Origin of the sequence: Natronolimnobius baerhuensis (genome assembly GCF_002177135.1) — an archaeon.
In the GTDB taxonomy this organism is placed as follows: Archaea; Halobacteriota; Halobacteria; order Halobacteriales; family Natrialbaceae; genus Natronolimnobius; species Natronolimnobius baerhuensis.
In genome coordinates this window covers 1,077,093-1,099,058 of sequence record NZ_MWPH01000002.1, presented here as the reverse complement: position 1 = coordinate 1,099,058, position 21,966 = coordinate 1,077,093, and the positions used below count along the sequence as shown (strand labels likewise).

Annotated in this window: 24 protein-coding genes and 1 pseudogene; 13 read left to right on the top strand and 12 right to left on the bottom strand. The window is 57.9% G+C overall.

The annotated features are described in order from the left end of the window. Positions 1–134: 134 nt before the first annotated feature. Positions 135–1,076 carry a TIGR03560 family F420-dependent LLM class oxidoreductase gene (locus B2G88_RS11745; RefSeq protein ID WP_087714843.1) on the top strand — a complete coding sequence of 314 codons (942 nt, stop codon included), beginning with the start codon at positions 135–137 and terminating at the stop codon, positions 1,074–1,076. 42 nt (positions 1,077–1,118) lie between these two features. On the opposite strand, the gene solA is transcribed toward B2G88_RS11745, so the two are convergent. Further along, positions 1,119–2,291: an N-methyl-L-tryptophan oxidase gene (gene solA, locus B2G88_RS11740; RefSeq protein ID WP_087714842.1), complete on the bottom strand. Its 1,173-nt coding sequence runs from the start codon at positions 2,289–2,291 to the stop codon at positions 1,119–1,121. 119 nt (positions 2,292–2,410) lie between these two features. Beyond that, positions 2,411–2,842: pseudogene (locus B2G88_RS11735) on the bottom strand (hypothetical protein); the annotation flags it as partial. 165 nt (positions 2,843–3,007) lie between these two features. Between B2G88_RS11735 and B2G88_RS11730 the strand changes: the two are divergent. Beyond that, the gene (locus B2G88_RS11730) at positions 3,008–4,369 is read left to right on the top strand and encodes a restriction endonuclease (protein WP_054862662.1); all 1,362 of its coding nucleotides are present in this window, start codon (positions 3,008–3,010) and stop codon (positions 4,367–4,369) included. 26 nt (positions 4,370–4,395) lie between these two features. Here B2G88_RS11730 and B2G88_RS11725 read toward each other — a convergent pair whose 3' ends face one another. The 7 genes from B2G88_RS11725 to B2G88_RS11695 form a co-directional block, all read right to left on the bottom strand. After that, positions 4,396–4,935: a flavodoxin domain-containing protein gene (locus tag B2G88_RS11725; protein WP_087714841.1), complete on the bottom strand. Its 540-nt coding sequence runs from the start codon at positions 4,933–4,935 to the stop codon at positions 4,396–4,398. Positions 4,936–5,083: 148 nt separating this feature from the next. Further along, a complete protein-coding gene (locus B2G88_RS19945; RefSeq protein ID WP_054862663.1) occupies positions 5,084–5,512 on the bottom strand; it encodes a hypothetical protein in 429 nt (142 codons plus the stop codon). 50 nt (positions 5,513–5,562) lie between these two features. Continuing rightward, on the bottom strand, positions 5,563–6,801 hold the full coding sequence (locus B2G88_RS11715; protein ID WP_087714840.1) for an MBL fold metallo-hydrolase: 1,239 nt from the start codon (positions 6,799–6,801) through the stop codon (positions 5,563–5,565). A gap of 51 nt (positions 6,802–6,852) precedes the next feature. Continuing rightward, positions 6,853–7,191 carry a hypothetical protein gene (locus B2G88_RS11710; protein WP_054862664.1) on the bottom strand — a complete coding sequence of 113 codons (339 nt, stop codon included), beginning with the start codon at positions 7,189–7,191 and terminating at the stop codon, positions 6,853–6,855. Between the two features lie 17 nt (positions 7,192–7,208). Continuing rightward, positions 7,209–8,219, bottom strand: coding sequence for a hypothetical protein (locus tag B2G88_RS11705; RefSeq protein WP_087714839.1), 1,011 nt, complete (start codon positions 8,217–8,219; stop codon positions 7,209–7,211). After that, the gene (locus B2G88_RS11700; protein WP_054862666.1) at positions 8,216–8,920 is read right to left on the bottom strand and encodes a TetR/AcrR family transcriptional regulator; all 705 of its coding nucleotides are present in this window, start codon (positions 8,918–8,920) and stop codon (positions 8,216–8,218) included. The genes B2G88_RS11705 and B2G88_RS11700 overlap by 4 nt, the downstream gene beginning before the upstream one ends. Before the next feature lie 53 nt (positions 8,921–8,973). After that, positions 8,974–9,252, bottom strand: a complete 279-nt coding sequence (locus B2G88_RS11695) for a hypothetical protein (RefSeq protein WP_087714838.1) — start codon at positions 9,250–9,252, stop codon at positions 8,974–8,976. Between the two features lie 95 nt (positions 9,253–9,347). Between B2G88_RS11695 and B2G88_RS11690 the strand changes: the two genes are divergently transcribed. Together B2G88_RS11690 and B2G88_RS11685 are read left to right on the top strand one after the other, a co-directional pair. Further along, positions 9,348–9,743, top strand: coding sequence for a 30S ribosomal protein S6e (locus B2G88_RS11690; RefSeq protein WP_087714837.1), 396 nt, complete (start codon positions 9,348–9,350; stop codon positions 9,741–9,743). 25 nt (positions 9,744–9,768) lie between these two features. Further along, positions 9,769–10,209 (top strand): DUF7112 family protein, encoded by a 441-nt coding sequence (locus tag B2G88_RS11685; protein WP_054862696.1) that lies wholly within the window; start codon positions 9,769–9,771, stop codon positions 10,207–10,209. An 83-nt stretch (positions 10,210–10,292) separates the two neighbouring features. Here B2G88_RS11685 and B2G88_RS11680 read toward each other — a convergent pair whose 3' ends face one another. Beyond that, positions 10,293–10,799 (bottom strand): PadR family transcriptional regulator, encoded by a 507-nt coding sequence (locus B2G88_RS11680; protein ID WP_054862667.1) that lies wholly within the window; start codon positions 10,797–10,799, stop codon positions 10,293–10,295. Positions 10,800–11,269: 470 nt separating this feature from the next. On the opposite strand from B2G88_RS11680, the gene B2G88_RS11675 reads away from it, so the two are divergent. Further along, on the top strand, positions 11,270–11,515 hold the full coding sequence (locus tag B2G88_RS11675) for a DUF7385 family protein (protein ID WP_054862668.1): 246 nt from the start codon (positions 11,270–11,272) through the stop codon (positions 11,513–11,515). A gap of 15 nt (positions 11,516–11,530) precedes the next feature. Here B2G88_RS11675 and B2G88_RS19590 read toward each other — a convergent pair whose 3' ends face one another. Beyond that, positions 11,531–14,284 (bottom strand): COG1361 family protein, encoded by a 2,754-nt coding sequence (locus B2G88_RS19590; RefSeq protein WP_176393224.1) that lies wholly within the window; start codon positions 14,282–14,284, stop codon positions 11,531–11,533. A gap of 136 nt (positions 14,285–14,420) precedes the next feature. Here B2G88_RS19590 and B2G88_RS11655 point away from each other — a divergent pair, with 136 nt between their 5' ends. From B2G88_RS11655 to B2G88_RS19810, 5 genes are all read left to right on the top strand, one after another. Then, positions 14,421–15,128 carry a hypothetical protein gene (locus B2G88_RS11655; RefSeq protein ID WP_245835358.1) on the top strand — a complete coding sequence of 236 codons (708 nt, stop codon included), beginning with the start codon at positions 14,421–14,423 and terminating at the stop codon, positions 15,126–15,128. 79 nt (positions 15,129–15,207) lie between these two features. Then, positions 15,208–16,479 (top strand): HEAT repeat domain-containing protein, encoded by a 1,272-nt coding sequence (locus B2G88_RS11650; protein ID WP_087714836.1) that lies wholly within the window; start codon positions 15,208–15,210, stop codon positions 16,477–16,479. Then, the gene (locus B2G88_RS11645; protein WP_054862673.1) at positions 16,476–17,339 is read left to right on the top strand and encodes a CheF family chemotaxis protein; all 864 of its coding nucleotides are present in this window, start codon (positions 16,476–16,478) and stop codon (positions 17,337–17,339) included. Before B2G88_RS11650 ends, B2G88_RS11645 begins: the two co-directional genes overlap by 4 nt. 82 nt (positions 17,340–17,421) lie before the next feature. Then, positions 17,422–17,697: a ribbon-helix-helix domain-containing protein gene (locus B2G88_RS11640; protein WP_054862674.1), complete on the top strand. Its 276-nt coding sequence runs from the start codon at positions 17,422–17,424 to the stop codon at positions 17,695–17,697. A gap of 100 nt (positions 17,698–17,797) precedes the next feature. After that, positions 17,798–17,974 (top strand): type II toxin-antitoxin system RelE family toxin, encoded by a 177-nt coding sequence (locus B2G88_RS19810; protein ID WP_217895823.1) that lies wholly within the window; start codon positions 17,798–17,800, stop codon positions 17,972–17,974. 88 nt (positions 17,975–18,062) lie between these two features. On the opposite strand, the gene B2G88_RS11630 is transcribed toward B2G88_RS19810, so the two are convergent. Next, positions 18,063–18,257, bottom strand: a complete 195-nt coding sequence (locus B2G88_RS11630; RefSeq protein WP_054862675.1) for a hypothetical protein — start codon at positions 18,255–18,257, stop codon at positions 18,063–18,065. Between the two features lie 332 nt (positions 18,258–18,589). Here B2G88_RS11630 and B2G88_RS11625 point away from each other — a divergent pair, with 332 nt between their 5' ends. From B2G88_RS11625 to B2G88_RS11615, 3 genes are all read left to right on the top strand, one after another. Beyond that, positions 18,590–19,516: an archaellin/type IV pilin N-terminal domain-containing protein gene (locus B2G88_RS11625; protein WP_054862676.1), complete on the top strand. Its 927-nt coding sequence runs from the start codon at positions 18,590–18,592 to the stop codon at positions 19,514–19,516. A gap of 287 nt (positions 19,517–19,803) precedes the next feature. Further along, positions 19,804–20,742, top strand: a complete 939-nt coding sequence (locus B2G88_RS11620; RefSeq protein WP_054862677.1) for an archaellin/type IV pilin N-terminal domain-containing protein — start codon at positions 19,804–19,806, stop codon at positions 20,740–20,742. A gap of 288 nt (positions 20,743–21,030) precedes the next feature. Next, positions 21,031–21,960 carry an archaellin/type IV pilin N-terminal domain-containing protein gene (locus tag B2G88_RS11615; RefSeq protein ID WP_087714835.1) on the top strand — a complete coding sequence of 310 codons (930 nt, stop codon included), beginning with the start codon at positions 21,031–21,033 and terminating at the stop codon, positions 21,958–21,960. The last annotated feature ends 6 nt before the right edge of the window (positions 21,961–21,966 follow it).

The following is a 21,966-nucleotide window of genomic DNA, read 5'->3' as shown; positions in this document are numbered from 1 at the left end:
ACCACCATTGATGCTGTCGGACCACCAGACGTGTATTGCACGTACTCGTCGCGACGTTCGAATTCACGCTGTGTTGCCCGCGACGGTCTTGCCCCCTCCCGACCGTATTACTGTCTCGTGGTGGATGACTAACCATGGAGTTTGGCTACCACCACAGTTCGTTCGCGACGCACGACGACCGCTCCCCCGCAGCGGCGCTCGTCGACAGAGCACAGCGACTCGAGGACGACGGTTTCGAGTGGCTCTCGCTGATGGACCACCTCTGGCAACTCCCCTTTCACGGGCATCGGGACGAGGCGTTCGTGGAGTGCTACTCGGGACTCTCGGCGGTCGCGGCCGTGACGGATGAAATCACGCTGAGCGCGCTCGTGACCTGCGTTCACTACCGGAATCCGGTCTATCTCGCGAAGGTCGTCAGTTCGCTTGACGCACTCTCGGAGGGACGCGCGGTGCTGGGAATCGGTGCGGGCTGGTACGAAGACGAGTACGACGCCATGGATATGGAATTCCCGCCGGCCGACGAGCGGATTCGGCAACTTCGGGACGCGATCCAGCTCTGTGAAACCGTCTGGACCGAAGACTCACCGGCGAGTTATGACGGAGAGTACTACGACGTCGATGATCTCTATCTAAACCCGAAACCCGATGACATCCCCGTGCTGGTCGGTGGTGGCGGCGAACAGCTCACCCTCCGGCTGACCGCGGAGTACGCCGACTGGTGGAACCTCCCGGGCGTCACGCCCGAGGAGTACGACCACAAGCTCTCCGTCCTCCGAGAGCACTGCGAAAACGCCGGCCGCGATTACGACGAAATCGAGACGACGGTCACGATTCCGACCATCATCCGCGACGACACTGACGCCGCACACGAGGTCTATGAGGACCTCCTCGAGGAAACTGACGAAGACACGACGCCTCGAGACGAGTTCCGGGGACTCATCGGGACACCGGCGGAGGTCGCTGCTGGCATTGAGGAGTACCAAGCGCTCGATGTCGACCGCTTCCAGATCGGCGTCCCGAAGAACGACCCCGAGACTATCGACCGCTTCGTCGACGACGTGATGGGCGAGTTCTAACGCTCTCTCGAGCGATTCGACGGCCCGATCAACGTGTCTCACCTACTCCTCGAACCGATCTAGCGCGAACATCGAGATATCGTAGTCGGTCTCGCCCTCGAGTGCCAGATCGGCCAGGATCTCGCCGACGACGCTGGCGAACTTGAAGCCATGGCCCGAAAAGCCCGCGCCGACGGCAACCTGTGGGTGCTCGGGGAGGGTATCGAGGACGAAATCCTCGTCGGGCGTGTTCGTAAAGAGGCAGGTTTCCAGTCCCATCGTCGGCCCGGCACCGGCCGGGAAGTACATCTCTGCGAACTTCCGAAGTAATCGTTCGTCGGCTTGCGTCGGTTCGCGCTCGAAGGCGTCGGGGGCGACCGCCTCCTCGCGGTGATGGTACCGGCCGAATTTGAACCCAGGAACGTCGTGGACGGGAAAGCCGTAGTAACGCCCGTCGGGCACCGCCAGATTCCAGACGGGGAACTGCTCGCGGTCGAACTGGTCGGGCTCGGTCGGCTGCAGTCGCGCCGTCACCTGTCGCTCGGGAACCAGCACGTCCTCGAGTGTGTCGACGAAACGGGCGGTCCACGCGCCCGCTGTAATTACGAGTTTGTCGGCCTCGTAGGCGTCGTGGTCGGTCTCGACGCGAACGCCGCCGGTGTCGTTACTGTCGCCGTCCGCGTCGCCACCGTCTTCCTCGAGCGTCCGCCAGTCGACGACGCGTTCGCGGGCACGAATCGTCGCCCCGGCCTCGTGGGCGCGATTGACGTGGGCGACGGTACACTCCTCGGGCGCGAGAAAGCCACCGTCGGGCTGATAGATCGCTTCGTACTCGTCGGGAAGGTCGTAGCCGGGAGCGCGCTCCGTAAGCTCGGCACTCGAGAGGCGTTCGTACTCGAGGCCGTGTTCCTCACAGGACTGTGCCGAGCCCTCGAGGAGGGCCGAGTCTGGCGGGCCCGCGTCGACCGAGCCGGTTCGATGCAGGAGCTGTCGGTCGTGACTCTCCTCGAGGGTGTCCCACAGTTCCTCGGCGCGCTGGAGGAGCGGGACGTAGGCAGGATTCTCGGCGTAGGCGAGTCGGAAGATGCGCGAGTGCCCGTGAGACGACCCGTAGCTGTGGGGTATATCGCGGCGCTCGAGCCCGAGCACGTCGACGCCACGGGCTGCGAGGTGGGCGACGGTTGCACTGCCCATACCGCCGACCCCGATGACGATGACGTCGTACTGGTCGCTCATGGACGGCGATACAACGAGGGCTGCGAAAATACTTCTCACTCACTGCAGCCGGCGAGGCGGCCCGGTCCTGTGGCTTCACGCGCAAAGCGGTGTCTCCGGCGGTCGGTCACGACTCGTCGCTCGCCCTGCATTCGCTCCCGGAGCCGTCGCTGCTGTTTGCGCTCGCTCACGTGATCGATGCCGTCGGCCAGTTCGTCTCTGACCGTGCTCTCGAAGGCGTCGACGTCCTCGAGAAACTCCGCGGAGAACTCCTCGACGAGTTCGTAGGTCCACTGATCGCTGATCGCGCCCGCAGGAAGGTGCTCGTCGCGCAGGCGATTCGCCCACCGCTCGTGGCCGGCCTCGCGCAGTTCGTCCTCGGCGTTTCCCATCCGATCCATCGCGTGGCCGAGTTGGTGGTGAAACTCGAGTAAGGTGCCGTAGGCGCGGTGGACGTGCTCGATGCCGAGTTGCAGGTCGTGTAAGGCAGCCTCTTCGGCCTCGCTCAACTCGAGGGACTCGAGGTCGGGGTCTGTGCTGTCGCCGGGACCGTTATCTGCATCGGGAGACATAGCGCTCGGACCACGACCGGCTCAAAAGACGTTCCAGGGGCGGCAACGGCTGCCGGTTTTGGTTGGCGGCAGGGATGCTACGTAGCGATACTACTCGAGCCCGTCGCCACTCGTTCGTCTGCCCGAACCATTATTTACGAGTGATTGAAAGGTTCCGGTGAACGAATGGCGCTGCTCGACGAGCTTTCGGGGTACGAATTCGAGGATCTGATGGAGGACGTGTTTCGGCATCTGGGCTACGAGAACGTTCGCCAGTCGGCTCGAGGCGCAGACGAGGGACGGGATATTCTGATGGAGGAAGTCGTCGACGGCCGCCGCCGAGCCGTCGTCGTCGAGTGCAAACACACCGAGACGGTCAGCAGACCGGTCGTCCAGAAACTCCACTCGGCGGTCGCGACCTACGACTACGACGGCCCGAAGCGGGGCATGGTCGTCACGACCGGGCGTTTTACCGCCCCAGCGCGGGAGTACGCAGCCGACCTTGGCGGCACGACAGCGGGCGGCATCGAACTGCTTGACGGCACCGACCTCCGCGAGATCGGCGACGAGATCGGGATGGACCTCTACAACGGCCGGATCGAAATCCTCTGTGACGAATCCCTCCGGCCGACTCACCCCACCGCCGACCGGAACGCACCCGTTTTCGAAGCCGTCCAACCCGTCGAAAACCTCGAGCCGGCGACGATTCCGACGCCCGATACGGCGCTCGTCCTCGAGCCGACTGTCACGGTCTCGGCGGACACGAACGCGACGTTCGAGACCTCCGTGGGCGTGATCCACAGCATAGACGAAACGGACGACCTCGTGTTGCTGGCCGATGGCGACTTGCCTCGAGTTCCCGGCGCGACCGTCCAGTCACTCGTGACCGGTGCCGAGAGCCGGAGCGCACGGATTGCACTTGAGGAGCACGACCTCGAGACCCGGTTCGATCTGTGCGAGCGCAAGCGATTCGGCCAGACCGAGACCGAGTACAAGGAGTGGGCGGTCGAGCGACTCCGGCAGGCACACACGACGACGGTCCACTACACGGGTGGGAACAACGTCGACTACGAGAAGACATGCACACCGAAGGTTTCGGACGTTACTGTTCGAGATATTGACCCCGTCTACGTCCCGCACGTCCGCTCACAGCTCGCACTCGGTGAGTACGACTACGAGTTCGCCTACTACGCCGCCGGCCCCTCGAGAGCGACCACGGCGAACGAGTTCCACGAGTGCGTCCACTGCGCCAGTGACGACGGCAGTTACACCTACTGTGCCAACTGCGGGAGCATCAACTGCGACGACCACATCCGGACGGAACGCCTCGAGAACGAGCCGGTCTGTACGGGCTGTGCGGTCACCGAACGCTTCGCGCTGAAGACGAAGTACTTCTACGACGAAGCGAATCTCGAGCGCTTCCGCGAGGAGTACGAGGATATGGCGATTCACGAGAAAGCCGGCGAGAACGTGGCGCTGGCGGCCGGGAGCGTACTCGTGGCGCTTTTGTTCGCGCTGTTCGTGCTCGGATCGGTCGGCCTTCTGTAGCGCGAGGCGGGTACATCCCCAGTAGGTCACCGTACCAACGCCGAGAACTGCCGCGCGAACATCGCCACGTCGTCCCAGTTGGTGTACTCGTAGTCCCGCGAGGTGTCGGTATCACCGCTCTCTTTGCCCGCGATCCGGCGCATGACGACGCGCTTGAGCAGGCCGTACTGGCTGTACCTGAGCGCGCCCGCGACCGGCAGCGTCACGTCTGGGTCCCACTCTGTTTCCTCGAGAAACTCCTCGAGCAGTTCCCTGGCCGTTGCCTGGCTCTCCGGATCGGCTGATGCCGCGGTGAGGCTCACCGAGTAAAACGCAGTGGGCAGTCGGTTCAGCACCGCCCGGTGCTCGCGGACGAACGCGGTCACGTATCGCTGGTGAGTCCCCGCGTGAATCGACGCGCCGATGATTACCCCGTCGTACGACTCGACGTTGAGGTCGGCTGGTGGATGTTTCAGGTGGACGAGCGTCGGCTCGTGGCCCTCCTCGGCGAGCACGTCGCCGATCCGTTCGGCAATCGTCGTCGTCTGGCCCTCGCTCGAGCCGGAGGCGACGAGGACGCGGCTCATGGCGCACCTCGTACGGAGCGGGCGGTCGGTCGAACGCGTCGGTGGAACGAACGTGATGCGTACTCGAGTGGCGACATACGACCCCTTCTCCGCCGAGGGCTATCAAATCCCACCGGCGCCAGGAGTTGACGTCGCACCAGTGTCGCGATCAGGTGCGTCGTTGGGCCAGCGCGATGCCCGCGAACGCGACGACAGCGAGCTGGATGCCAGTGCCGACCGACCCGCCGACAATCGAGAGGGTCACGTGCCACAGGTTCGTATAGTCAACATCGGCCCACCAATCGAGGAAGACGGTCCCGACGAGTGAGGCGAGGGCTGCGACGGCCCCGGTCAGGAGGACCAACGGTTCGATGTCAACATCCTCGAATCGGGTCCCGACAACGTACGCGAAGCCGAATAAGACGCCGTAGACGAACACAAACGTGACGAACCGCCCGCCGAGTGTCACCTGCGTGATTGTCGTCGTATCCGTCGGCATACTCGAGGAAAATTCCATGAAGACGTTGATTACGCGGCCGTTCACTGCGGCGATCAGCGCGACGATGGCACCAACCGCTGGAAGGGCGTACTGATCCATTGGTATTATTCACACTAATACAGGTTAGATGGTTAAACTTTTTGTGCGGATTATATTTCGAGTCGGTCCCCGAGTTCCGGCGCTCGCGCCTCGAAGCCGTCGGCGCGCAGTTCCTCGGCGAACGCGTCACAGCGGTCGCCGTGATTAACCAGCACTTTGCTGTCCCGGTAGGACTCGAGGAACGCGAGCACCCCCTCGCGGTCGGCGTGGGCGGAGAAGTCGTACTGTTCGACCTGCGCGCTGACGCGCATCATGCGCCCGTCGATTTCGGCGCTGCCGGTCTCGAGGAGGCTGCGCCCAGGTGTGCCCTCGACCTGGTAGCCTGTCATGGCAATTTTGTTCGTCGGATGCGAGCGAATTTCTGGAATGTACGTCATTGCGGGGCCGCCGTGGAGCATGCCGCTGGTGGTGACGATGACGGTGTTCTGGTCTGCAATTCGTTTGCGCTGGCCGTCGCGGCCGTCGACGAACCGGGCATTGCCTTTCGCCCGACGTAACAGGTCGGGATCGCGGAGGTACTCCCGATTCCCCTCGCGCAGGAAAATCTCCGTCACGCGTTTTCCCATCCCGTCGACGTAGCACTCGAGGTCGTGTTCCTCGCACAGACAGAGCATCTCCTGGGTTCGCCCGATTGCGAACGCGGGGACGACGACGGTGCCGCCGCTCCAGATCGTCTGCTCGAGGCTGTCGGCGAACTCGGCTTCGATTGTGTCGCGGGGCCGTCGCGTTGTGTCTGCGTACGTACTCTCGCAGATGACGACGTCGGCGTCGGGGCGGGCGGTCGTCCCCGAGAGGAGTTGTTGGTCTTCGGTGTGGAAGTCGCCGGAGTAGAGCAAGCGCGTCTCGCCGTCCGAGATGAGGACGTGTGCGCTGCCGGGGACGTGGCCGGCCTCGAAGAAGGTGATCTCGTACCCTGCAGCCTCGAAGGACTCGCGGTAGCCGTGTGTTTCAGACACTTGCGTCACGCGGGCCAACTCCGCCTCGGTGAAGGGACAGTCGTAGGTGCCGCCGTGGAGTTTGAGCGTATCGCGCGCGAGCGTCATCGTCAGTTCGTATGTCGGCGGTGTCCAGTGGATCGGCGGTCGCGACTCACCGGAAAGCAGCGAGGGAATCGAGCCGACGTGATCGAGGTGGCCGTGACTGACGATGACCGCCTCGGGGTCGACGTCACCGAGTGGGAACGCCGGCGGATTCCCCGAGTCCATCCCGTAATCGAGCAACAGCGTCTCATCAATCAGGATCGCGCTCCGCCCGATCTCACCCGCCCCACCGAGAAACTCGACCTCCATTCACTCATCGTAGCCACTCGAGGGGTTTGGGTCTTCGCGTTCGGCGCGTGCTTACTCGGCGATGGTGCCGCCGTTGCCGTTGGCCGCGAGTTCGCTCCGCCGTGTCAGCCCAATAAGGTAGATATCGAGCACGCAGACGATCATGACTGCAAGCGGGACGGCAACGTCGACGTACTCGACCGACTCGAACTGAAGGGCAGTGATGACGAACGGCTCGCCCGGCTCGAGTGCGCCCGTGAGCGTCCGTGCGCTCAAGAACGCAAGTGCGATGAGATAGAGGCCGAACCAGCTCCCGCCGCGTTTCCACTGGCCGAGATAGCAGTGGCCGAGCCCGGCGGCGAAGACGGTAAGCAGGTACGCGGGCCAGATCGGGCGAGAACTGTCTGTCATGGCGTAAGTCCCTCGTACTAGGGGTTGGCGTGGAACGGGATACGTGTTGCCCGCTCGAGTCGGTGTAGTGCGTCACACTCTGTCGTCGCCTCAAGACGGTCCTCGAGTGTCTGGCAGGCCTCGCGTGCGCGCTCGAGATGCGTTGTGGTGGTTTCACACGGCTCGCTCTCGACCGCATGGGAGACGTTCGTCTCACCAGCGAGGACGTGAACCGTCGTTTCGCGTGGATCTTCCCCTGTCTCGCCTGTCGAGGCAACAGACAGTGCCCCTGTCAACGAGTGGGCGTAGGTCTCGAGTGTCGTCCGAATTTCTGTCGAGGCACCGACAGCGGTCGCACCGAGTGTGGCGGCAGTACCGGCGAGGACTGCCGTAGGTGGGAGTGAACCGGAGGCAGTCGCGGCGGGTGTGGTTTCGGTGTCGGTGCTCTCGTCGGCCGGTGTCTGTGGCGTTGTTCCTGCATTCGAGTTGGCCGCAGTGACTGCCCGCTCTTTCGCTGGCGCTGCGTGCATGAACTGGACTGCAAGCGCACCGGAGCCGGTTGCGAGAATGCGATACAGTTCAGTCGCACGGTGGTCAGGAATGGGAATGTCCGCAATCGGTTCGTAGGCAGCAGCGTGCAGGAAATCACTTGCCAGCACGGCGGCGTCGCGCTGGTCGGCGTCGTTGTATCGGTCGCCAGTCAGCAACTCCGCGCGGATCCGGACATAGCCCTCGAGCAGCGAGACGGCGTCGATAAGGTGCTCGAGACCCTCAACTTCGGAGTCCTCGAGGAACGGCATTTGATCACGGTCGCTCGAGGAGGTGTCTGTGAGTGGTGTCATACTGAGTTCGATTCCGCTGTCGTGGTGGGTGGCGGTTGCACTCGCAAGCGCACAGAGTGCAACGGGGACCGAGTGCTCACGCGGACCCACTGCGTCGACTGCGATTGCTCGAACCGTTGGTGAGAGGCTAGCAAATGACTTCTCGACTGCTGGTGGGTCGCGGGCGTGTTGAGCGTCGGATACTGCTGTTTGGGGGTAGTCAGTCATGATTCGTCAGTGGATTCATCAGTTGATCGCGTCGTCGCCGGAGAGGAGTCGGCGGTGGCCTCAAGACGGGCCTGACTCAACTCATTCGAGAACGGTTCCGTTGGGAACGAACGGTCGCCTGCCAGCAGGTCGTCGATAACGCGGGTCACGATAGCCGAGCGAACGGCACCGAGGTATTCGTCGCGATCCAGTGTGAGCTGTCGCGTCCGTGCGCCATCGATTGCCGCGATAAGCAACGCAGCCGTCTCCTCCGGGTCGTGGTCGGTAAACTCGCCCGTGTCGATCCCATCCCGGAGGATGGCCTCGAGAATGTCTCGAAGGTCGTCGTCCGTTTTCCGGAGCTCCTGTCGGAACTGGTCGTTGTACGGTGCCTGTGTTCGCAACTCGAGCATGGCCGTGTGAAACGACTGGCGTTCGTCGCCGTCGGTCGAGCCGTAGAGGTACCAGTCGACGAACATGGCGAGTCGATCCGATGGCGGGTGGTCGTCGGTTTCGTCGAATCGCTCTTCGAACAACTCACGCAAGAACACCAGGAAGTCCGCGACCAGGTCTTCCTTGGAGTCGTAGTGATAGAACAGCAGCGACTTGCTCTTGTCCGTCCTGTCGGCGATATCCTGTGCCGTCAGGTCTGTGTAGCCGTGTTCACACAGGGCTTCGTAGGTCGCTGTCATAATCGCGTTGCGAACGTCGGGATCGGTCACTAGCTGACTATTTGGTCAGGGACCCATAAAAGTCGTTTCGTTCGTACAGGTTGTCACCTCTGATACTGTCGGACCCCAAACTGGCTGTAGCCGCCATACGCGATCTCGAGTGCACCGATCCACCAGTTCCACCGATCTGCTGGCGTTCCATCGGGGGCGTCCGCAAGTTCTTCGAGAACGATCTCGGCTGTCAGTGGGGTGCCGACAGTCGTCTCATAGTGGCCGGAATCGGCAAGATCGCTCGCCTGCCGGGCAACGACTCGGGCTTCGCCGTCGCTCCCACCAAAGCGGTGGCACAACTGATCTGTCAGTCGCTCGAGATCGAGAGACACGCCCTATGTGAGGGGTTCACAGCACTTGAGTCTTCGAGTCCGACCAGCGACGTTTTATCGATGTTCTTTTGAGCAGTGACCGTCTTCCGTTTCACATGGCAAGTTTCACTGTCGTCGTTGGCGACCCAGAATCCGGGTCGTCCCACCAGCTCGAGGCAGAAGAACAGGATGCAAACCGGTTCATTGGCAAGTCCATCGGCGAGGAAGTCGACGGCTCCGCGGTCGGTCTCGAGGGCTACACGCTCGAGATCACCGGTGGATCGGACGATGCTGGACGCCCGCTCAACCCAGATGCCGCCGGTGCAAACCTGAGCGAAGTGCTGATGACTGGTCGTCAGACTGGCTACAAGCCATCCCGTGATGGCGAGCGTCGCCGTATCACGGTTCGTGGAAAGGAAGTCTCTGACGCCGTTGCACAGATCAACGCCTCGATTGTCGCCCGTGGCAGCACCGACGTCGACGAACTGCTCGGCGACGGCGACGACGAGTAACGACGCCGATTTCGTCACTTTTCCCATGGCAGACCGAATTGCAAGCGACCATCCATCAGTCCAGACCGTCCGTGCAACGTGTACGGAGACAGCAACCGGTGTCCGCATCGAACTGCCTGCCGAAGACCGTGATGCGTTCCCGACTGACGAGGTCGTCCGCGTCGCAGTTGACCGCGACGAGTGCTTTGCTCGCGTCGAACGCCCGCTCACCGGTGACGGGCTGTCGATTCCTGGCATCTACGAGACGCCCGATACCGCCCGCGACCCAAGCGGCGGCATCGACCTGCTCGCCGACTGGACTGCCGACCACGGCATCACACCGGGTGGCTCGATTCTCGTCGACGTGATCGAACCCGACTTTTATTACGGGCTCCGCGAACCCGGCGAGACGAACTACTACGACGCCTACGAGCCACCGAGCAAGAGCCTGAGCGATATCGCGAAGGGACTCGAGAGCGACGAATAAGTCCGGTCGAGTCATTTGGAGTCAGGTCGGGTCCTCTCTCGAGATATCACTCACTGAGTGAGTGAAAGAGAGCGTCGACCGCCCTAGAGTCGGCCAAGAAATGCATACAGCAAGAGGCCAAACGCCAGGTGCTGTACCATTGTTTGCTCGACCGTGTTTCGGACGTGCGCACCGTCGTTGATCGAGTACTCTTTCGTTCGGACTTTGGTGTGCAGCGCCAGCACGTCGTCTTCGTTCAATGCATGCAGTGCGGGATAGACCGTTCCCGGACTGAGCGTCGCATCGAACAACTGCGAGAGATCTGAAAGCAACTCTTTTCCGTGCGCTTCGCCGCGAAACGCGATGAGCAAGAGCAGAATCTCGTCGAGATTCTCCTTGACCATCGCTTCATCGAACTGCACGTCCTCGGTCGAGAGCGTCCCGTTGACCTGCTCCATCAGGCCCTCGAGTTCCTGTTCGACCGTTTCAGTGGTATTTGTTTGTCCCTCGAGTGAGCCGAGGGCGCTTTCGTACGATTCCGATTGAGCGTCTCCTGCCGCATTCGATAGTTCGTCGAACACGGACGATGTATTAGCTGTCTCCTCACGCATTACCGTTCACCATGGGGGTTGTTCGTAGGCGGGCTCACGTCACATGTCGGCCACACACAGCCGAATTGACTCGAGTGCGCAATCCCGCACGACGACTAAATCGGTTAGACTGACAGATATTAAACCACAGGGAAGAGAACGTCATGATTTCCGATAGTTCAAGCCGTCTGTTCGGACATAATAACTCAATTTCTCGGTGAATGTGCGATAGATGCGTAAAATGAGGCCGAAAATAGAAGACATGTCTTATTTAGTGATGTTTTATAATAGAATCAGTGTCTTTTTCGGACTTCTCTTCTGTGTATAATAAGGTTGTGGCCAGACGGTGGGAAAGACGACATGATTTTGGACTCGGGCGCACAGGCGGATCCAGTCATAGTCACGGTCTTTGCATGAGGTGTCGCTGTGACGTCCCCGCGCTATCGGCTCTCGGCCGATGGCTATGAACCACTTCCGCCGAATACGCGTGTATGGCACGGATCGACCTCACCGATGGCTTTAGTATCCACGATTACCGGTCTCGGATGAAACTCCTCACCGACACCGGTGAGACGCGCACACTCGAGAATCGAAAGGACTTGCGCTGTCCCGCCTGCGATCAGGCGTTCGACCGCCTCTTTGTGACCGAGCGCCAGACGGAATCGTTCGAGACGCCGCCGGACCGGCCCTTCTGTCTCGCCAGAACTGCTGAGAAACTGCTTGTACTGACGCACTAACACACTGATGACTGCCTACAGCGCTTTGATCGTAATCCCTTCCGGCCGAAGGATCACGCCGACCTCGCTCGTGTCGCCACCGAAGCGTTCTTCGTGGGCGGCGATATCGTCGACGCCCGAGCCAACCTCGAACTCGGAGCCGGACGGCAAACACTCGAGGCTTCGGCGTTCCTCGGCGGCGAGTTCGAAATCCTCGAGGAACTGAATCTCGTCGTCCGAGCGGACGCGAATTCGAACCAGTGCTTCGCGTGGAAGGTTGTTCTGGACGACGACGGTTCCAGTCCCATCGCTCGAGACGAGGTTCCGAGCAGCATTTTGTAGGCGCTGTGCTGCAGGCTGCAGTGCTGCCATACGACCCTGAAGCCCGTCAGGCAAGTCGGCTGGATCAGCCCGTTGTTTGATCACCGCGCCACCGACGACGAGCGCGCCAAGCACCGAGAGCGCGAGCAACGGCATGAGGAGCGTATCGAGCGAAATCGCACTCAGGATACCACTCGAGTCGCCGGTATCCGGGCTCACGACGTCGGTCGTCTCGCTGACCGAATCGTCCTCGGTTGTGCTGCCGTAGGCGTACGTCTGCTCCTCCGTCACTTCGACATCAGTCGAAATCGTCTGCTCGTCGTCAGGCTCGAGCGAGACTGTTTCCGTGTGAACCGTTTCACCGTCGAAACTGAGCGCGACGTCCTGTGTGCCCGCAACGCCACCAGTGTTCTCGACAGTTGCGCCGACGGTCAGCAGCGTCGCGTTCTCGTCGCCGCCGTCGGCTTCCGTGACGCTCGTGTCTGTAATCTCGAACTCGGGTTCGTTATCGCGCACCTCGACCGTCGTCGTCTCGGTCGTCGTCCCCGTCGTCGCTTCTAACTCGACCTGCGGCGGTGCGTTGTCGCTCAACTCAAATGTAACATCTCTACTTACAGATTCGCCCGGATTCAACACAGCAGTTGACTCGACCGTTGAATCCGAGTAGACAGCCGATGGATTCAGCGCCGAAATCTTGAGCGTTTCTTGGCCTGGGACTTCGCCAGTGTTCTCGAGCGTGACAGTCGCTGAGAGGGTCTCGTTTCGCGCGGCTGGGTCGGTGACGTTCGAGAACGTGAGATCAGTGGTATGATTAAACGAGATTGTCTCGTTTCCACCTGGTGTCTTGATCGTAGCATTACGTATTGGTGGATCGGTCGCTTCTCGATTATGTGTGAACGTTTCGTTGATCGTTGATGTGTCGTCGAGCGTTATGTTTCGCTGCTCTGAAAGCACCTCATCGACGCTGAAGTTTGCACCTACTTGTGTTTCACCGTCAGGGAGATCGCCATCGTAATCGAATGCAACATCGACCTCCAATTGATCAGTTATATTTCCGAACGCGGCATTCGTAATGGTTGGGTCAATGTTGTCCTCATGCTCTGCCCGTGAAATTACTTGGACAGTGGTTTCACTTGAGTCAGTACGGCTTGAAATTTCGATGTCAACCTCGGGGACGTCGTCACTGTCGGTATCGTAAGTAAATACTTGCGTTGTTGACGAACCAGGCGCAAGGGAGAGTACTTCTGTTTGTTCTTCTGTACCGTCGACAAAGAGGCTAATTGGATAGTTCTGTGTTCCTTCAGGTATATTACCGTAACGGTTGATATCGGCGGTTACGGTCAACGTTGACTCCTCAATTGGGACGTTTGTGTCTGTTATCGTGGCAGCCGCTCCCGCTGCACCAATTGAAACACTTGCTGTATCGGCATCTCCATCAATATAGTCGTCATCTTCAATTTCAACTTTAATTTCATCAGCGAGGTAGTCTCCTGTTTTTGTATCATAAGTGAATGTCTGCTCGGTTGACTCTCCACCATCAATGCTGATACTTTGGCTTGTGGTTTCCCCATCATCAAGAAGCGCTCCATCCTCTAAAACCCGAAGATATGCTTCAACATCCGCATCTGAGGCATGTGCCCATCGGAAATTCTTGATTGTTGCAGAAACACTTAGCGTTTCTCCTTCGTTAGCTTCATCAATATCAATAATTTCTATACCAAAATCAAGCGTGTTATGTTCTGGGTAGACCAAAAGGTCGTCACCGACAACCAAATTCTTATTCCCATTGACTGTCTGTACGACCCCGTTCTCACTATTTCGAACTACTTCTAACTCATCGTCAACTGTCTCGTTCCCGAAGACAACAAGATCGGGATCACCAGTAACTCGATGTACTACTGCCCCGTCCTCAGAATCACCGACTCTGACAGGTTCGCCCGCTGTTGTCTGGACAACTGGAAGGTCAAAGTCGTCGTGTTCATCGATAATGATTTTCTCACCTCCTTCTGTTCTAATATGTGGGTCTGGGGGAAGAGTATCTGGAAAACCATCGATAGCAGCGCCAGTGACAACATGGTCATCCTCAAATCGAACGACAACATCGTCTTCACTGGGTTGAGAGGATTGTGTGTTGATCGGGTCTGTGAACGAAATCTGGGGGCCGGAAATGATTGTTTTTTGATTTATATCATCTATCAGTGCTGTCGGTTCTCGTTCAGTTTCGCCGGCTGTTAGTACGTGGTTCGGTTCTGTAGCTCCGGACACAATATCGCTCCCGATGATACTAAATCCAAGCGCCCCAACCAGAATTACAACCCATACTACTGCCAGCATGTTCCTTAGTGAAACCCAATCGATCTGATGATCAGAAATAGTGGTAGGAAAGCAACCAAGAAGTGGTTCCACTATTTGATCTATGAGGATCGAAATCCTGTTGATCAATGAGCGGACACTTGAATTCGCGTTCATGGACGGCACCAGTCTGTCGGAAAGTTTTGTGCGGGTCTGTAATATACTCTCTGGGCAAATAAGTCACAAATCGTGAGAGGAACCCACAGGGACGGCCGACGCGCTTTTCACTGATTGGTGTGACGATATCGTAACGATGCCAACGGGTCCTGTGAATACGCTGGGCAAACGCGACGGTGCAGGGGATGGCGATGGTTCTGGGAACCGATGTGCGCATGGTGACACGTCGAACACCCAAACCACGAACAACGGTGCTGGCCTGAGTCGCCGACACGCACTCGCCGGCGCGGGAACATTTGCACTCGGGGTGACCGCCGGCTGTCTCGACTCGATTGCGTCGGTGACGGGTGGACAAACAAGTGTCGACCCTGAACCAACCGGTGACGAGCCAACCGGGACCCCCGGTGAGTTCTACACGTATCTCGAGCGAAACGATATCGTCGTCGAGGAACTCTATCACAATCCATCCGAGAACACGCTGAGTCTCTTTTATGAGTCCAGCGCAACTGATGCCGTTGAATCTGACGAGGAAATTGGGCTCATCTTTCAGGTCTACATGAGCGGTCTCCTCGAGGGCGGCTCGGATATCGAGGCGCTGTATACGGAAGTCGTTGACGGCTTCGACGGCCAAGTTGTCGGCTGGGGAATCCAGTCTGAGTGGGTTGAACTGTTCCAGGAAGGTGAAATCACCGACCAACAGCTCTGGAGCACGATTGCCGAGACGAAAGCCTACGACGACGAGGACCACGAGGACGGTGCTGGCGCTGATGGTGAAGATACTGTTGCTGGCGACGACAGCGCCATCGCTGAAACTGATGACGAGGAGCACGATGGCGGTGCGTAACCGGTTGGCGGGCCATCCGCACACGCGTTGCCTGGCGACCGGTGTTCGCCACTCCGGTTTGCGCAGGTGATCTCGCAGCATGACGCTATTCGAACTCGAGCGCAACGCTGATTTCGAGCAACTCCTCACCTATCTCGAGGAGAGTCCAACCGACGATATTCGCCAGCGTGCGGCCGAAATCATTGGCAGCCTCGAGTCCAAAACCAGCGATGGTGAGGACTATGGCTATCCTCGTGGGGATATCATCGACGTCCTCGTCGAGGTCTCACAGGAAGACGAGGCTGATGGGGTCCGTGCGGCCGCCATCGACGCGCTCGATCAGTTCGGTCAGGACGCTCTCGAGCAGTTTATCGGCGAGGTATCCGGACAGGATATCGACAACATCGCCGAATGGAAGAAAGCGAAGTTGCTTGCTCGCGGCCTCGATGCTGACCGTCCCGAACTGCGGATGGCGGCAGCGACCGGTCTCGGGCGAATCGGCGAAGACAACGTTTTGAAGGCCCTCGTCGAGCGCCTCTCCGATCCGGACCCACGGGTTCGAAAACGGGTTGCACGCGCACTCGGGCGAATCGAATCCCCCGAATCCGTGCCCGCACTCTCACAGCGACTCCACGAGGATCAGTACGACGTGCGTATCGAGATTGCATACGCACTCGCGGATATCGGCACGAACAACGCCCTCCGCGAACTGATCGACGTCGCAAACGACGAGGACGAAACGGTTCGACGAATCGCTGTTGACGCCCTCGGTCGACTCGGCAGCGTCCGTGCAGTCGAAATCCTCGCCGAAGCGCTGCGAGACGACTCCGACTCCGTTCGACGAACCGCGATGTTCTCGCTCGTACAGTTGCTCTCCGAAGCGCCGGCATCTGCGAGCCACAAAGTCCGCGAAAAGATCGTCGGCGAACTCGAGCAGGCAAACGCCAGCGAGGCAATCGAGCCGCTGATCGACATTCTTGACCGGAGTACCGAAACCGCACAGCGTCGGAATGCGGCCTGGCTGCTCGGCCGAATTGCAAACGAAGAGTACCGATCTGTCGCACAAGACGCACTGATCGAGACGCTCGCAGACGACGACGAGATGACCTCGAAATTCGCCGCGACCAGCCTCTCGTTGCTCGATGGGGACGACCTCGAGAAGCGACTCCTCGAGTTGATCGAAGACGATCATCGCGCCGAGGAGACGCGCGTCAAGGCGCTGTTCGTGCTGGGGAAAATTGGGGGCGAACAGTCTCGCAACCGAATTTCGTCGTTCGTCGACCGAACTGAGAGTGACCGACTGCGAAAGCGTGGCTTTTCCGCGCTGTCGAAACTGGGCGGTGCAGGCGCGATGAGTGGTGACTTCGCATGAGTAAGTCCGAACAGAAACTCGCAGATGTGACGGGGAAGTTCACGCAGGTACTGCGCGATGGCCGGAAGCTGTCGGATACCAACTGGACGAACGGCCGAATCGTCCTCTCGAACAAGCGACTGGTGATCGCGAGCAACGACGGCAAGCAGACGATTCCGCTCTCGGAGATCCTCTCGATCAAGGGCCGCTACGATGTCAACCAGACCGTTGCGAAAGTCTCTGACTACATCAGCATTAACTCCGGAGCAGACGTCCACCTGATCTCGATGGCCGAGGTCAACGAGTTCGAACTCCAGATTCAGAAGGCCTTACTCGACGGCGAAATCGTCCTGCTCAAACACCCTGCCGTCAAAGGCGGCGTCGTCCAGGACACCGACTGGAGCAAAGCCCGCGTCAAAATCGATACTGGCGTTGCGAACTTCGCCGTCGAAAACGGCTCGTTTGTCCAGATCGAAGTCGACGACGTCGGCACCGTCACCAGCGAGGAACGAACCGTTCTCTCGCAAGAGCGGCCCGTCATCGAAGCCGAACACACCGATGACGGCTCGAGTGTCCAAACGTACATCTCCGGGGGCTCACAGAACTGCGCCGTCATGAAGTCCGTGCTGGATCGGGGGGCCGAGAAAAACGCCTCGCAGATCGATCTCTCTGGTAAGGAAGAGGAGGTGCTGATGGCCATCTATTCGGGTGTCTCGCCGTTCGAAGTCCCCGAGTTTCTGGACATCAATACCGACGAAGTCGAGGAGATCTACGAGCGCCTGATCGAGTTGGACGTCTTAGAGGAAGTGCGGGTTCGACGCGAAGTCGCGTTGAAACCACGCGGGCGGAATATCGCGAGCGAAGCGATGAACAGCAAGTGAGCTGGGTTTGAGACTGCAAAGTGCTCGAGAATCGTTTTGCGTGAGACGAACGTTTATGCACACCACGGTGTAATACATATGTATGTCGAGTACAGATACAAACGGTGGCGATGAACCCGAAAAGACGAACATCAACATCCGTCTCACGGAGGCATTTCTCGAGGATATTGACGCAACGTGGGCGGACGAGGGATACAACAGCCGGAGCGAATTTATTCGTGAGGCACTCCGGGATGCCGTTCGCCATCCGGATCTAACCCGTGAAAGCTGGAAGGAAATCGCAGCCGTCGAGCACGCACGGCGGACCGGTGAACCTGAGTCGTTTTCGCGCGAAGAGATTCTGGCCGACGATGAGTAACGAGGAGTGGACATGGCAGTTTTGAAGCCCAGCAAAGCGAACGTACGATAGTCTCGAGGAGCATGCACAGAGTCGTATTACGGACAAACTCGACGAAATCGTGACTGACCGATGGCGTGATCCCAGCGACTACCTCGAGCCGTTGACTGGTGTCCCGCACTCGCAACTCCGTATCGGACAGTTTCGTCTCGGTGCGAACTGCGATCACGACGCGAAAATTTTGGATATTTACACGATTGAGCGCCGCAGCGGAGCGTACAAACCCGGTGACGATTGAACTTGGTCAGTAGTGTTGGTCACCCTCATAGCATCGTCCGCGACGTGATCGAGCAGTGCGAAAACGGCGTCTCGAGAACTGTCCGTCGTTAATTTTCGATGAGATAGCTCACGTCACGCTCGAGTTCGTACCCCTTCGGAACGCCAACCTTCTTGAGACAGCCATCACACAGTGGCTTTGCATAGGAGCGATTGTTGGCCTTCCCGAGGACGTTTGCATCCTCGAGTGAGATCACGTCTTCACAGCGCCCACATTCTACCTTCTCCCCATCGATAATGTTCATGCTGGAGATATGGTCTGAGGAGTGGGATAAGTGTCTCGGCCACTGGGTCCGCGGCGGCTGGCGATTCTCGTAAGCAATCTGTGGGATTCGTGTCCAAATTCTAATCGGAGAGGAAACTTAGGGCGGGGAGAAACGGCAAGAATACCTAAGTAGGGGGACGGAATATCGGCAAGTAGCTTTATCAGTAATGGGTGGTCGGCAAGTGGACTTATATAGTGTCAGGTTGGCGAACAAGTTTAATAACGGGTAGTTAGAAGCGGAGTGTACGCGCCGGCAACGTCTGTACCACGGTGTGGTGGTCGGAAGGGTGTCGGTCGCAGACAATTACAACAATGTTCGAACGACTTACAGATGACGAGGAACGCGGTCAGGTGGGAATCGGTACCCTCATCGTGTTCATCGCTATGGTGCTCGTCGCAGCGATTGCGGCAGGTGTATTACTCAACACGGCAGGACTTCTGCAGTCCCAGGCAGAGGCAACTGGTCAGGAAAGTACAGCGCAGGTCTCGAATGCGATTCAAGTGGATTCCTCGACTGGAGATGTTGCTCAGTTAGGTCAGGAATATGAAGTCGATATTAATTTCAACGATGCTCAGACCAATGTTGATACAATTTATGCGAGTGTACAAGGTGCACTATACCAGGAAGAGATAAACCTAGATGACACAGAAAGTTCCTTGACTGTGGCAAATGGATCTACAGTTACGATTGAAGTTGTCGAATCTGATTCTGATGACTTAGAGGGGCAAGTAGAAACAGTTGATATCGTGTATACCGATGATAATCCAACGTCGGTTGACATCGGTGTCGGTGATGGTGGTTCTGGTGATGACCTTCAACTAACTGTTACTTCTGATGCTGTTGAGTACAGTGGCGAAAACCTCGCTGGCGACTACATCATCGATGAAGCCTCGCTAATGGTCTCGCTCGGCCCAGGTTCCGACCCAGTTGACCTGAGTTCGGCAACCTTCGAGTACGTCGGCGACCGCACCGAGCGCGGTACTGTCGACCAACTCCACAGCCTCTCGATTACGGAACTCGAGAACGGAGCCTCCTACGAGGAGGATCCGAACTTTGACGCAATCCTCCAGTCTGACAATCAGCTCGAAGTCAACCTCGCACTCGGTCAGGGCGAGTTCACGCATCTCGAGCCTGGTGACTCTGCTCAGTTCACGATCACGACCGCCGATGGCGCACAGACGGTTGAGCTCCTGATGGCTCCATCGACGCTCACTGAAGAATCGTCGGTTACGCTCTAATCGTCGGAGCATAACCCGGCTGTCGTTTTTCGGTTTTTCGTTGTGTTTTAGAACCCATCAGATTTCCAGTTAGTTTCATCGTTTATATTTAGTTTCTATACAGCTAGAAAACACTCGAGAGACGCGTAGCAATTCCGTATTACAATTCTCGAGTTGGCAACAACACTTAAATAGTGTCAAAATGGCGAATAGACTTATTATTGGTGAGTTGCAACAGACTGTACGTTTCAGCGACTCGCTAGTCTCCCGTGTCGGGAGGCCACAGTGCTCGCTGGACACAACCAACCATGTTCAACACAACCAGAACCGACGACGAACGCGGTCAGGTGGGTATCGGGACCCTCATCGTGTTCATCGCAATGGTACTCGTCGCTGCGATTGCGGCAGGGGTACTGATCAATACGGCCGGATTGTTGCAGTCCCAAGCTGAAGCAACTGGCCAAGAGAGTACAGCACAGGTATCGAACATCGTCCAGATCGATTCAGCGACAGGTGATGTCTCTCAAACGGGTCAACTTCATGAGGATGTTACGTTTCAACTAGATGATACTAACAATAATATCGACGAGATGTACTTAACTGTTCAAGACAATATATACAATGAACAAATAAGCTCTGGAGATATTGGCACCTTTAGTGAAGACGGCCTTGAACTCCGGAATGGTTCGACCGTTCTCGTCGAAGTCATTGACGCAGATGGAGCAGATATTGAAGGTACAATCGAAACCGTAGACATCGTTATTGATGGCAATCTCAATGACCCGACAGTTGACATCCAATTGGCAGGCGATGGTACCAATCTTGATCTCAATGTACAGCAGGACGCATCGGAACTAGATGGCCACGATCTGAGCGGAGACCACGCAGTCGAAGACGTCTCGATGATGGTCTCGCTCGGTCCTGGCTCTGATCCAGTTGACCTCAGCGCAGCCACGTTCGAATACGTCGGTGACCGCACCGAGCGCGGTACCGTTGACGAACTGAACAACCTCTCGATCACGGAACTCGAGAACGGTGCAGCCTACGGTGAGGACCCAGACGTTGACGGAATCCTCGACTCTGGCAACCAACTCGAGATCAACCTGGAACTTGGCCAGGGTGAATTCTCGACGATTCACTCCGGTGACACTGCGCAGTTCTTGATCACGACCGCGGATGGATCGCAGACGGTGGAGTTGCTGATGGCCCCATCGACGCTGACCGAAGAATCCGCAGTCACGCTGTAACAGCCGACGCAACTAGTGACCGCTTCGCTTGCGGTCACCCACAATATATCTGAATTCTTAGCGTAAATGAGTGGTCTGAGACTCCTGTCTGAAAACGCTCGATACGTACGCTATTACCGTTCGGCAAGTAGATTTATGTGGGAGGCCAAACGGCAAGTAGAGTTAAGTAGTGTCAGAAATGGCGAATAGATTTAATACACGATGGTGAGACCGGTTTCACACGTTCCGGTCCAGCGAACGCTCATTTGAGCGATTCAGCGTGATCGGACGCAATAACCTACACAAACAATGTTCGAACGCGTAACAGATGATGACGAACGCGGTCAGGTGGGTATCGGGACCCTCATCGTGTTCATCGCAATGGTGCTTGTCGCAGCGATTGCAGCCGGTGTGCTGCTCAACACGGCTGGCTTGCTGCAGTCGCAAGCAGAGGCAACGGGACAGGAAAGTACGGCACAGGTTTCGAATGTCGTCCAGATCGATTCCTCGACTGGTGATGTTGGACAGATGGGGCAGGTGAACGAGGATATTGATGTCACCTTTACCGACGGAGGTACCGACTCTGATTTAGAAGTCTTAGTGAGTATTCAAGATACTCTCTATGAGGAAGATATCGAAATAGGAAATGGTGATCATACATTTAACGATCTCGATGTAGCAAACGGATCTACTGTTGTTGTTGAGGTCCTTGATTCAGGCACTGACAGTGATATCGGAGAAGTTGAAAGAGTTGATGTCGTAACTGACACAGCAGATGGTAATATTAATATCAATGTGAATACCAATTCCTTTAGTCTTGATGCTGATACAGGCGATGGTGAAGAATTAGCGGATCACGACCTCAGCGGCGAACATGTCGTTGACCAAGCTTCCGTCATGGTCTCTCTTGGCCCTGGCTCCGATCCAGTTGACCTCAGCGCAGCGACCTTCGAGTACGTTGGCGACCGTACCCAGCGCGGTACCGTTGACGAACTGAACTTCCTCTCGATCAAAGAACTCGAGAATGGCGAAACCTACGAAACTGACGACGAGTTTGACGCAATTCTCCAGTCGGACACGCAGTTAGAGATCGAACTGGAACTCGGTAACGAGGAGTTCTCGACGATCAAATCGGGCGAGGATGCCCAGTTCATGATCACGACCGCGGATGGCGCACAGACGGTTGAGCTCCTGATGGCTCCATCGACGCTCACTGAAGAATCCGCAGTCACGCTGTAACGGGCT